Annotated in this window: 13 protein-coding genes; 5 read left to right on the plus strand and 8 right to left on the minus strand. The window is 66.6% G+C overall.

Translation table 11 applies throughout. The features are described from left to right. Positions 1-41: 41 nt before the first annotated feature. Positions 42-656: a TetR family transcriptional regulator gene (locus AC3WS6_RS11945; protein WP_492501220.1), complete on the plus strand. Its 615-nt coding sequence runs from the start codon at positions 42-44 to the stop codon at positions 654-656. On the opposite strand, the gene AC3WS6_RS11950 is transcribed toward AC3WS6_RS11945, so the two are convergent. Genes AC3WS6_RS11950 through sufB form a run of 7 tightly spaced genes read right to left on the minus strand, consistent with a single transcriptional unit; the run spans position 611 to position 7,211 of the window. Next, positions 611-1,999, minus strand: a complete 1,389-nt coding sequence (locus tag AC3WS6_RS11950) for an MFS transporter (protein ID WP_492501221.1) — start codon at positions 1,997-1,999, stop codon at positions 611-613. The two genes, AC3WS6_RS11945 and AC3WS6_RS11950, sit on opposite strands and share 46 nt — an antisense overlap. Further along, complete coding sequence (locus AC3WS6_RS11955) at positions 1,996-3,150, minus strand: MalY/PatB family protein (protein ID WP_492501222.1); 1,155 nt, start codon at positions 3,148-3,150, stop codon at positions 1,996-1,998. Before AC3WS6_RS11955 ends, AC3WS6_RS11950 begins: the two co-directional genes overlap by 4 nt. Before the next feature lie 2 nt (positions 3,151-3,152). Next, a complete protein-coding gene (locus tag AC3WS6_RS11960; protein WP_201469981.1) occupies positions 3,153-3,482 on the minus strand; it encodes a metal-sulfur cluster assembly factor in 330 nt (109 codons plus the stop codon). Positions 3,483-3,492: 10 nt separating this feature from the next. Next, positions 3,493-4,263: a Fe-S cluster assembly ATPase SufC gene (gene sufC, locus AC3WS6_RS11965; protein WP_053096451.1), complete on the minus strand. Its 771-nt coding sequence runs from the start codon at positions 4,261-4,263 to the stop codon at positions 3,493-3,495. Next, positions 4,264-4,590, minus strand: a complete 327-nt coding sequence (locus AC3WS6_RS11970) for a non-heme iron oxygenase ferredoxin subunit (protein WP_053096453.1) — start codon at positions 4,588-4,590, stop codon at positions 4,264-4,266. Continuing rightward, entirely contained in the window at positions 4,587-5,792 is a 1,206-nt protein-coding gene (gene sufD, locus AC3WS6_RS11975; RefSeq protein ID WP_492501223.1) for a Fe-S cluster assembly protein SufD, read from the minus strand. The genes AC3WS6_RS11970 and sufD overlap by 4 nt, the downstream gene beginning before the upstream one ends. Then, positions 5,793-7,211 carry a Fe-S cluster assembly protein SufB gene (gene sufB, locus AC3WS6_RS11980; protein ID WP_201469984.1) on the minus strand — a complete coding sequence of 473 codons (1,419 nt, stop codon included), beginning with the start codon at positions 7,209-7,211 and terminating at the stop codon, positions 5,793-5,795. It abuts the gene before it with no gap. Between the two features lie 231 nt (positions 7,212-7,442). Here sufB and AC3WS6_RS11985 point away from each other — a divergent pair, with 231 nt between their 5' ends. Then, positions 7,443-8,552 (plus strand): COX15/CtaA family protein, encoded by a 1,110-nt coding sequence (locus tag AC3WS6_RS11985; protein ID WP_492501224.1) that lies wholly within the window; start codon positions 7,443-7,445, stop codon positions 8,550-8,552. Between the two features lie 106 nt (positions 8,553-8,658). Next, a complete protein-coding gene (locus AC3WS6_RS11990; RefSeq protein WP_492501225.1) occupies positions 8,659-9,105 on the plus strand; it encodes a hypothetical protein in 447 nt (148 codons plus the stop codon). Here the strand turns inward: AC3WS6_RS11990 and AC3WS6_RS11995 are convergent. After that, the gene (locus AC3WS6_RS11995; RefSeq protein WP_492501493.1) at positions 9,051-9,956 is read right to left on the minus strand and encodes a heme o synthase; all 906 of its coding nucleotides are present in this window, start codon (positions 9,954-9,956) and stop codon (positions 9,051-9,053) included. The two genes, AC3WS6_RS11990 and AC3WS6_RS11995, sit on opposite strands and share 55 nt — an antisense overlap. Before the next feature lie 119 nt (positions 9,957-10,075). Here AC3WS6_RS11995 and AC3WS6_RS12000 point away from each other — a divergent pair, with 119 nt between their 5' ends. Beyond that, a complete protein-coding gene (locus AC3WS6_RS12000; protein ID WP_492501226.1) occupies positions 10,076-10,612 on the plus strand; it encodes a hypothetical protein in 537 nt (178 codons plus the stop codon). Between the two features lie 29 nt (positions 10,613-10,641). After that, positions 10,642-11,448 carry a hypothetical protein gene (locus AC3WS6_RS12005; RefSeq protein WP_492501227.1) on the plus strand — a complete coding sequence of 269 codons (807 nt, stop codon included), beginning with the start codon at positions 10,642-10,644 and terminating at the stop codon, positions 11,446-11,448. The last annotated feature ends 225 nt before the right edge of the window (positions 11,449-11,673 follow it).

The raw sequence follows: 11,673 nt of genomic DNA on the forward strand, positions 1-11,673 counted from the left end.
TGAACAGCGTTCACCTGAACGGTGTTCACTATACTCAGAGCATGAGCCCGGAACACAACTCGACCCGTCACGACCGCGACGGTGTCGCGCGTGCTGCTCTCGCGCTGCTGGACGAGGTCGGCCTGCCCGACCTGTCGATGCGGCGGATCGCCGGCCGGCTCGACGTGCAGCCGAGTGCCCTCTACTGGCACTTCTCGAGCAAGCAGGAGCTGCTCGCAGCGCTGGCAGACCGCATCACCGAGCGGATCCCCCGCGGCGATGCGGATGTGCTGACCACTGCCCGCAGCATCCGCGACGCGCTCTTCACGTATCGCGACGGAGCCGAGCTCGTGCTCAGCACCTACGCTCTGCGGCTCGGCTCGTCCTCCGCACAGACCGCTCTCGAGGGGGCACTCGCGCGTAGCGGTCGGTCAGATGCCCGCGAACGCGCGGCAGCCCTCATGCACTTCGTGCTGGGCCACGCGACACTCGTGCAGCAGCGCATGCACGCCGACAGTCACGGCGCAGCGCTCGACGACGGCACGGCCGATGTCACGGCCGGACTCGACAGGGTATTCGATCTGGGCGTCGCTTCCCTCGCAGGTGACTCGCCTGACGCAGCGCCCGTGCTTCACTCGGCCGCAGACGACTCGGCCGCAGACGACTCGGCCGCGTGACCCAGCCTGAGACCCGGCACGAACGCGAGCAGCACCAGACCGAGGCAGAAGACGAAGACGACCCCGAACGCACTCGTCTGTCCGCCCAGACTTGCGACGGCGAGACCCGAGAGGGCGATCACGACCGCGGCCCCCGTGGAGTCGGAGATCGACAGCGCTGACGAGTTGAACCCCTGGTTGCCGTCGTTCGAGTACGCGAGCGTCAGAACGGTGAGCCGAGGGTAGAGCAAGCCCATACCGCCACCCGCGAATGCCCATCCGATCACGACGAGCAGCGGCGACAGCCCCCACAGCGCTGCCAGGAGCACGAAGACCAGCGCGCTCACGAGCAGCGACAGACTGATCGCCGTGATCCGGGCGTTGCCGAGACGATCGCCGAATCGCCCCTGCAGTGCGGATGCGCCCGCCCAGGCGAAGGCGGCGAGCATCAGCGCGATACCGGCCCAGGTCGCGCTGAATCCGAACTTCTCCATGAGCAGGTACGGGATGTACGCTTCAGCGGCGAAGAATGCGCCGGCGACGATGCCGCGCATGAGCACCACGCTCGGCAGTCCCCGGCCGGCGCGCAGAGTACGTCGCGGAAGCAGCGGAAGGACCGCGACGGCGATCACCGCCACCGATCCCAGCGCGACGGCCCAGCCGACACCCTGCGGCATCTCGGCGGTGAAGCCGATCAGCACGGCGAACACCGCGACCATGACGGCGAGTCCCAATCGGATGACGAGGGATCGACGATCCTGCGGTTCACCGTGCCCGAGCTCGACGCCGCGCAGGCGCACGGCGATCATCACGAACGCGGCTGTCGTCAGCACCGCGACACCGAGGAACGCCCACCGCCAGTCGAGGTGCTCGGCGACCGCTCCGGCGAGGAAGGGACCGATCATCGACGGCACGACCCACGCGGCCGCGAACGCCGCGAAGACCGCGCCGTGGAGCTGAGACGGGTACAGCCGCGCCACGACGACATACAGCGCGACCGTCTGCCCGCCGGCCCCGAGCCCCTGCACCAGACGCCCGATGAGGAACTGGTCCATCGTGACAGCCAGCCCCGAGAGCAGCAGACCGGCGATGAAGAGCGACACGGCCGCATACAGAGCGCCACGGGGTCCGCGCGCGTCCGACCATGCCCCTGCCGCGACCATGCCGATCACGCTCGTCGCGAGAGTGCCCGCGAACGCCACGGCGTACAGCTCTCGCCCGTCGAGCGCCTCGCTGACGATCGGCATCACCGTCGTGACCGCCAGCGCCTCGATCGCCGCCAAGAAGATCAGCGCGACCGCGCCGGCGGTGACCCAGAGTCGTTCCCGGTCCCAGATCGAGGGCGTCGGTCGAAGGGTCGTCATCGGTCCACGAGCGCCGCGATGCGCTCGATGGCCTCGGAGATGATCTCAGGACTCGTGCCGAAGTTCAGCCGAACGAATCCCTTCCCCTGCTCGCCGAAGGCGGGGCCAAAGTGCAGGGCCACCCGCGCGTCCTTGAGGATCCGACGCGCGGGATTGTCGCCCCACCCGAGACCCGAGAGGTCGATCCACCCGAGGTATCCGGCGTCGGGAATCCGATAGCGAGCGCCGGGGAGCTTCGATGCCAGCAGGTCGGCGAGCAGCACTCTGTTCTGATCGAGAGTCGCCAGCAGGCCATCGAGCCATTCGTCGCTCTCGTCCGAGAACGCCGCGACAGCTGCGATCAGACCGAATTGGCCCGTACGCCATTCGACTTCGATCGGAAGCCCCCGCACGACCGCGCTGGTGGAATCCGATGCGGTCACCATGAGCGCGCACTTGAGGCCGGCGAGATTGAACGCCTTGCTGGCGCTCACGACGGCGTAGCCCACGCGCCCGGCCGCCTCACCCGCGTCGAGGAAAGGCGTGTAGCCCGATCCCGGCTGGGCGAGCGGCGCGTGGATCTCGTCCGAGATGACTGCGGCGCCGAATTCGTCGGCGATCTCGGCGAGGGCTGTGAGCGTCTCCCGGCTGTGCACTGTGCCGGTCGGATTATGGGGGCTGCAGAGCAGCATCGCGGTCGCCCCGTCTTCGAACGCCGCGCGGATCCCGTCAAGATCCAGTTCCCATGCCGACCCGGTGTCGACCAGCGGCACCCGCTCCACCTCAGCACCGGCCTCGGAGACCAGGTCGTAGAAGGGCGGATACACGGGCGGGGTGACGACCACTCGCTCCCCCGGCTGCGTGACCCGGCGCAGGATCTCGACGATCCCCATGCTCACATCGGCCGTGGTGCGCATCCGCTCGGGATCCGGCTCCCAGCCGAACCGACGGCGCGCGAACGCGGCATACGTGGTGGGCAACGGCGTCCGCGAGGGGATGTACCCGGTGTCACCCAGGTCGACGGCGCGCCGCAGAGCATCCGAGATGGCCGGAGCAAGCGGGAAGTCCGTCTCGGCGACGAAGAGCGGAAGGACATCGGCGGGATACTCCCGCCACTTCTCACTGCTGCGCTCTCGAAGTTGCGCCAGCGGCAGAGCCGTGACCTCGAGCATCCTCAGATCGCGAAGCCGAGAGCGCGCATCATGTCGCGACCGTCGTCGGTGATCCGCTCGGGACCCCACGGCGGCATCCACACCCAGTTGATGCGGAAGCGATCGACGACGCTGTCCAGAGCCTGGGCGGTCTGGTCTTCGAGCACGTCGGTCAGCGGGCAGCCTGCACTGGTGAGCGTCATGTGGATGACGAGAGCATCGTTCTCGTCATCCCACGCGAGGTCGTAGATGAGTCCGAGGTCGACGACGTTGATCCCGAGTTCCGGGTCCATGACGTCTTTCAGAGCCTCGGTGACCTCGTCGTACTTCGCGTCGGTGAGCGTGGCTGTCATGCCGTTCAGCCTACGCCTCGATGGGAGCTGCAGGGTCGAGGAAACGGTCGTATCCCTCTTCCTCCAGCCGGTCTGCGAGCTCGGGGCCGCCCTCTTCAACGATCTTGCCCGCGACGACCACGTGCACGAAGTCGGGACGGATGTAGCGGAGGATGCGGGTGTAGTGCGTGATCAGCAGAACGCCGAGCCCGGTCGACTCCTTGGCGCGGTTGACGCCCTCGGAGACGATCTTGAGAGCGTCGACGTCGAGACCGGAGTCGGTCTCATCGAGGATCGCGAACTGAGGCTTGAGCACCTCGAGCTGAAGGATCTCGTGACGCTTCTTCTCGCCGCCGGAGAAGCCCTCGTTGACGTTGCGCTGAGCGAACTTCGGGTCCATGCGGAGGTTCGCCATGGCCGCCTTGACGTCCTTGGTCCAGCCACGGATCGCCGGCGCTTCGCCGTCGAGTGCCGTCTTGGCGGTGCGGAGGAAGTTCGTGACCGTCACCCCGGGGATCTCGACCGGGTACTGCATCGCGAGGAACAGTCCCGCGCGCGCACGCTCGTCGACGCTCATCGCGAGCACGTCCTGGCCGTCGAACGTGATCGAGCCCGAGGTCACGGTGTACTTCGGGTGACCGGCGATCGTGTAGGCGAGCGTCGACTTGCCCGAGCCGTTGGGGCCCATGATCGCGTGCGTCTCACCGGTGTTCATGGTGAGGGTGATTCCGTTGAGGATCGGGGTGGTCCCCGCCTCGGTCTCGACCGTCACATGCAGGTCGCGGATTTCGAGAACAGACATTCAGACTTCCTTCGTCACAGTCGGGTCGATGAGCACGTCGTCGCCGTCGATCTCGACGACGTAGACCGGAACGGGCTCATAGGCAGGGAGATTCTGGGGCTTGCCGGTGAGCAGCGAGAATGCGGAGCCGTGGGCCCAGCACTCGACCGTGTCACCCTCGACGAAGCCTTCGGCGAGAGAGATGTCACCGTGCGTGCAGGTGTCGCCGATCGCGTGGATGACGCCCTCGGAGTCCTTGATCACAGTGATGGGAACGCCGTTCGGCTCGACGCGGATCGGCATGTCCTGCTCGAGTTCCGCGACGCCGCACACGCGCTCGGCGCTCACGCGTTCACCTCGGCGAGCTCCGCCTCGATCGCGTCGAGCAGTTCGGTCTCGAGCGCCGGGATTCCGAGGCGCTGCACGATGTCCGTGAGGAATCCGAGCACGACGAGTCGGCGGGCTTCCTCTTCGGAGATGCCTCGCGCCTGCAGGTAGAACAGCTGCTCGTCGTCGAAGCGCCCCGTGGCACTCGCGTGACCGGCACCCAGGATGTCGCCCGTCTCGATCTCGAGGTTCGGGATCGAGTCGGCGCGCGCGCCCTCGGTGAGCACCAGGTTGCGGTTGGCCTCGTAGGAGTCGGTCCCGGTCGCATCCGCGCCGATCAGCACGTCGCCGATCCAGACGCTGTGTGCGCCCTGTCCCTGGAGCGCACCCTTGTAGAGCACGTCGCCCTTCGTGTGCGGGCCCTTGTGGTGCAGGTAGACCTGGCTCTCGAGGTGCTGTCCTGCATCCGCGTACGACAGACCGTAGAGGTAGCCCTCTGATCCGGCACCCGCGAGCTCGACGCTCGGGTTCACGCGCACGACTCCGCCGCCGAAGCTGATCACGAAGTGCTTGAGCGTGGCATCCGCATCGACCCTGGCCTGATGCGCAGAGGTGTGCACGGCCTCGTCCTGCCACTGCTGCAGGCTGATGACAGTGAGCTTCGCGCCATCGCGGACGATGATCTCGACGTTCTGCGAGTACTGCGCGGCTCCGGTGTGCTGGAGCACGACGGTGGCCGAGCTGTGCTCGAGGGCCTCGATCACGATGTGGGCATCGGCGCGCAGTTCGGCGCCGAGGCCCTCGATCGAGACGAGGATCGGCTCAGCGACCTCTTCTTCGCGCGGGATGCGGATGTGCAGCGCCTCGGACGAGCCCTGCCAGGCGACGGCCGCCGTGATGTCCTCGGCCAGGAAGACCTCACCTCGCGGTGCGGCATCGGCAGCGAGGGGTGATGCCACGTACTTCTGGCCCTCGTCGAAGGAGTAGCTCACTCCGTCGTTCGACCCGGCGACCTCGAAGAGAGGGGCGAGCTTCGCGACCGGAGTGTGCTTCCAGTTGACCTCGCGGCCGCTCGGCTCACCGAAGTCGGCCGGCTCGAAAGAGTGCGGACGCTCCGAGCGGGTCTGCACCGGCACGAAGCCGGCATCGGAGACCTGAGCTGCGGGGTCGATGTGCGCGTTCGTATGCTGCGCCTCGCTGGGCGCTGTCGTCGAGGCCGCCATTTAGCCGACCGATCCTTCCATGCCCATTTCGATGAGCTTGTTCAATTCCATCGCGTACTCCATGGGCAGTTCACGCGCGATCGGCTCGATGAAGCCGCGCACGATCATCGCCATCGCCTCGTCCTCGGGCATGCCACGGGACTGCAGGTAGAAGAGCTGCTCCTCGCTGACCTTCGAGACGGTGGCCTCGTGGCCGAGCTGCACGTCGTCGACGCGGATGTCGATCGCCGGGTAGGTGTCGGAGCGCGACTTCGTGTCGACCAGCAGCGCGTCACAGCGCACGGTGTTGGCGGAGTGGTGCGCGTTCGCGTCGACCCGCACCTCGCCGCGGTATCCCGCACGGCCGCCGCCACGGGCGATCGACTTCGAGACGATCGACGACTGCGTGTACGGAGCCATGTGGATCATCTTGGCGCCGGCGTCCTGGTGCTGCCCCGGACCCGCGAACGCGACCGAGAGGGTCTCGCCCTTGGCGTGCTCGCCCATCAGGTAGATCGACGGGTACTTCATCGTCACCTTGGAGCCGATGTTGCCGTCGACCCACTCCATGGTCGCGCCCTCATGCGCGACAGCGCGCTTGGTGACCAGGTTGTAGACGTTGTTCGACCAGTTCTGGATCGTCGTGTAGCGAACGCGGGCGTTCTTCTTCACGATGATCTCGACGACGGCCGAGTGCAGCGAGTCCGACTTGTAGATCGGTGCCGTGCAGCCCTCGATGTAGTGGACGTAGCTGTCCTCGTCGGCGATGATCAGGGTCCGCTCGAACTGGCCCATGTTCTCGGTGTTGATGCGGAAGTACGCCTGCAGCGGGATCTCGACGTGCACGCCCTTGGGGACGTAGACGAACGAACCTCCCGACCACACGGCGGTGTTGAGCGCGGCGAACTTGTTGTCGCCGGCCGGGATCACGGTGCCGAAGTACTCCTCGAAGAACTCGGGGTGCTCGCGCAGAGCCGTGTCGGTGTCCATGAAGATGACGCCCTGCTCCTCCAGGTCCTCGCGGATCTGGTGGTAGACGACCTCGGACTCGTACTGAGCCGCGACGCCCGCCACGAGGCGCTGGCGCTCGGCCTCGGGAATGCCGAGGCGCTCATAGGTCTCGCGGATCTCAGCCGGGAGGTCCTCCCACGACTGCGCCTGCTTCTCGGTGGAGCGCACGAAGTACTTGATGTTGTCGAAGTCGATCTCGCTGAGGTCTGCACCCCAGGTCGGCATCGGCTTGCGCCCGAAGAGCTGATAGCCCTTGAGACGGGTCTTCAGCATCCATTCGGGCTCATGCTTGAGCGCCGAGATCCCGCGAACCACCTCTTCGGAGATTCCACGCTTGGCGATGGCTCCGGCGGCATCTTCGTCATGCCATCCGAATTCGTACACCCCCAGGCTGTCAAGCTCCGGCCGGTCGATCAGCACATCCGACATCACACACTCTCCTCACAGGTCCCAAACGGTGTCATCCGCCCCGACACACCTGATCCCCGTCGAGTCTGCGGGAGCGGGTGCCGTTGGTGGGCCCTCATCACCGGCGCTTCCATCGCGCCTAAACTGTTAGTGATGGTGCAGCGCGGTCAGCGCTCATCACAACAATCCGATTCTACAGGTTCCGCCTGAAGACAGGGCCGCTCGCCGTGTCCGCTGCGGTTCGGAGAGACTATGCCCGAGACGACGATCTCCTCCCCCACGATCACATCGACCCCGTCGTCGACCCACGCCGCTCTGTGGGGACGCGCATTGCGCGTCTTCGCGTGGCTGTCGTTCCTCGCCCAGACGATCATCATCGGCACCGGCGGCGCCGTGCGGCTGACCGGTTCGGGGCTCGGATGCTCCGAGTGGCCGCTCTGCACGCCCGAATCGCTCGTGCCGATCTATGCCGATCAGGGAATCCACGGCATCATCGAGTTCGGCAACAGGGTCATGACGGGCGTCGTCGGCATCATCGCCCTCGCGGTGCTCCTGCTGGTGCTGGCGCGTGTGGGCGGCAAGCGCCTCGTGTTCTCGGCACTGCGCTTCGCGGCATCGGGCATCGTCGCCGCCGGCATCGTGTTCTTCGTCGTCTCTGCCCTCGAGCTTCCGGCGACTCCCTTCGCGATGGGCGCCCTGCTCATCACGGTGATCGCCGCGATCGTCCGCTCAGTCCGGCTCACCGCCGAGCGGCGCGACCTCGTCATCCTGGCCTGGGTGGTGCTGGCAGGGGTCGTCGCGCAGGCACTCGTCGGCGGCATCACCGTGCTCACCGGGCTAAACCCGTTCATCGTCGGGTTCCACTACGTCTCATCGCTGCTGCTCGTCTGCGTCACCGCCGCCTTCCTGGTGCGGCTCTACGCCCCGGCGCTGCCCCGCGAGCGGGCCGTGCCCACGTGGTTCGCGATCCTCACGCATGTCACCGGTCTCGCCCTCGCCGTCACGATCGTGTTCGGCGTGCTCACCACCGGATCGGGGCCGCACTCCGGCGATGCCGACGTGCTCCGGCACGGGTTCGACGCCACCGTCCTCGCGCACGTCCACTCGTGGCCCGGTTACATCCTGGCCGGGCTCGTGCTCGTGCTCACCGTGTCTGCGTGGGCCCTTCGTCTCGAGCCGCGACGTTGGCTGCTGGTGCTCGTGATCGCGATCCTGGTTCAGGTCGCCGTGGGCGTCTGGCAGGCTCGCGAAGGCCTCCCTCCCGTACTCGTCGGCATCCACATGGTGCTGGCCTCACTGTCGGCCGCCGCGTACACGGTCGTTGCACTCCACCTGAAGAAGCCTGTCGGCGCTCGCGACTGATAGCGCTCCCGCCCGCTGCGGTCACGCCGCACCCAGGCGGCCGCACACAGTGGATGCATAGCTGCGACATCACAGCCTCATCAGTTCGTCATGCAACGTGGCGGGCATGAACAAGTCACTCACACGCAGCATCGGCTTCTGGCTCCTCCTCGTCCTCTCGCTCGGCTCCGCGGGAGTCGGCGGCTGGCTCATCGCCGGACAGATCGGCACGATGACGAGCACACTGCTCGACGGAACAGCGACAGGCATCGAGGTCTACGTCGGCCAGTCGCTCGTCGTCGTCGGAGCGGCTCTGCTGGGCGCCGGAGTACTCGGCATACTGCTGGCCGTCGCCCTCACCGCCGTCCGCGCGCTGCTGCCTGCAGCGGAGCCGGTCGTCGTGGAGCCCATCGATTGGACGTCGGAGTCGGAGCCGACCGATGAGACCGAGCCGACGGTCGATGACCGCGCTGCGTCGCACACAGGGGTCGCTGAGGCGACCGCGTCAGATGTCGAAGCTCAGAACGGCAGCAGCGGGTCGACCGCGACGGCCACGAAGATCAGCGTCAAGTAGGTGATCGAGGCGTGGAAGACTCGCATCGGCCGCGCCTCGTTCCCTCGCACCGCCCGATTGTAGAGGCGGTGCGATTCGTAGATGAACCATCCGCCGAACACTGCGGCGGAGACGCCGTAGACGAGACCCATGTTCGCGATCGGGATGAGCAGCAGTGAGCAGGCGACGGTCGCCCACGCGTAGAGGATGACCTGGAGCCCCACCTGCGAGGCGTTGCGTGTGACACCCAGCATCGGAACATCGACGTCTTCGTAGTCGTCCTTGTACTTCATCGACAGCGGCCAGTAGTGAGGCGGCGTCCAGAGGAAGATGAGCGCGAAGAGGATGAACGCCGGCCAGTCGAGCGATCCGGTGACCGCGGCCCAGCCGATGAGAACGGGGAAGCACCCTGCGATGCCGCCCCAGATGATGTTCTGCTCGGTGCGACGCTTGAGGATCATCGTGTAGATCACGACGTAGAAGAAGATCGCGGATGCCGACAGCGTCGCGGCCAGCCAGTTGGTCGTGAACCAGAGCCACACGGTCGAGACGACCGCGAGCGTCCACGAGAAGATGAGCGCTCCTCGGGGCGTGATCTCCCCGGTGACCAGCGGACGGTTCTCAGTGCGGTGCATGTGCGCATCGATGTCGCGGTCGAGATACATGTTGAACGCCGCGGCGGATCCCGCGCTCAGCGAGCCGCCGATCACGGTGGCCAGCACGAGCAGCATGTCGGGAAGCCCGCCCTGCGCGAGGAACATCACCGGGACGGTGGACACCAGCAGCAGTTCGAGGACGCGCGGCTTGGTGAGGGCGACGTACGCCTTCACGGTACGACCGATGGACTTCTTCACAACGGTCTGATCAGACATCGTCGAGATCTCGATCGCCTCCTCCGCACGCGTCACGACAGCTTTTCCAGTCTAATGCACAGCGGTGCTGTGGATAACGCGCCCGCCACCCTGACGATCGCGGCTACCGTGACCGGGTGATGCCGCTCCACCGCCCTGCGCTCCCCCTCGCGGCGGTCGTCGCGCTCTCCGTTCTCCTGCTCGGCGGGTGTGCACCCGAGCCGTCCCCGGCACCCACGCCCACACCGGCGTTCGCGACGGATGCCGAGGCATTCGCCGCGGCGGAAGAGGTGTACCGGGCGTACCTCGACGCATTTAACGCCATCGATCTGAGCGATCCGGCGTCGTTCGAGCCCGTGTTCTTTCTCACGACCGGCGATTTCCAGACAGCGGATCGAAGAACGCTCTCCGAGCTCCATGCAGAGGGATACGTATTCACCGGATCTACTGAGATGGTCTACTTTTCACCTCTCGACATCTCGACCGAGTTCGAAACGCTGACCGCGATCATCTGCGTAGACGTGAGCATGTCCGACGTGACGGGTTCCGACGGTTTGTCGGTCCTGCCGGATTCACGGCCCGACGTCAACCCGCTGCGCGTCACTTTTGTCGCGATCGACGGCGCTCTCCTCATCGAGCATGCCGACCGCGATCAGGAATTGCCATGCTCCGGGTAGCGACAACGCTAGCCTTCGTCGCGCTGCTGATGGCATCGGCGGGGTACACCGACGACAGCGGTGTCGGAGGTGCAGACATCGTCATAGGAAGCGACGGTGGCTCTTCGCTGACGGTCTCCGGCACACAGCAGCGCCCCGGCTCGCCAGCGGTGCCGAACACCCCGGGTACGCCTGAAGACCGCGACGCCACACCCGCCGCACCGGACGCGCCCGCAGCACCCGCGCCCCCGAGCGACCACGCGATCCGGCTGGCCGCGTGTCTGGACGATGGCGGCACTGTGCGGTGCTCGACACTGACCACCCCGACCGAGGCATCGCCAGACGCCCCGATCGACCCGTCAGCTCCCGCGACACCGACCATCACCCTCGCGGACCTCGCGCGCTTCGCACCCGCGCCCACCGACGCGAGCGCCGAACCGGGCAACGTCGGCATCGCCGGCCTTCCGGCCAACTTCACCACCGCGGCCGACGTCCACACCCGGTCGGGCAAGATCTTCGGCATCCCTCTCACCGTGCGCTTCACCCCCGTGACCTATCTCTACGACTACGGAGACGGCGCTGTCGTCACACTCTCGGCGCCCGGCCGAACCTGGGAGGAGCTGGGGCAGCCCCAGTTCACCCCCACTCCGACCTCTCACGTCTACCGCGAACGCGGCGAGTACACCGCGCACGTCGACGTCCACTACAGCGTGGAGATCGACCTGGGCACCGGATGGGTCCCGGTCTCGGGGCAGATCACCACGGCCGGCGCACCCCAGACCATCCGCATCCTCGAAGCACACACGGCGCTCGTCGCGCACACCTGTGCGGAAGACCCCGGCGGTATCGGGTGCTGACGCCTCCGCCAGGGTTGCGGCTCGCCGTCTGACACCCCGTTCCGCCACTCATGAGCCCTGGTTTCAGGGTCGCTCACACCGATACCTGCAACAGGGAATTACACGCCCGACCGCGCGTTGTAAAGGGAGGTAACGGGTCGGACCACAGCGCTATGCTGAAAAGACTCGCGTGCCCGGCGCACATCACATTCCATCCGTAATGACGCGGACATCGATGCTGCTCTC

The sequence above is a fragment of the Microbacterium sp. EB106-03-03-XG65 genome (assembly GCF_058791955.1).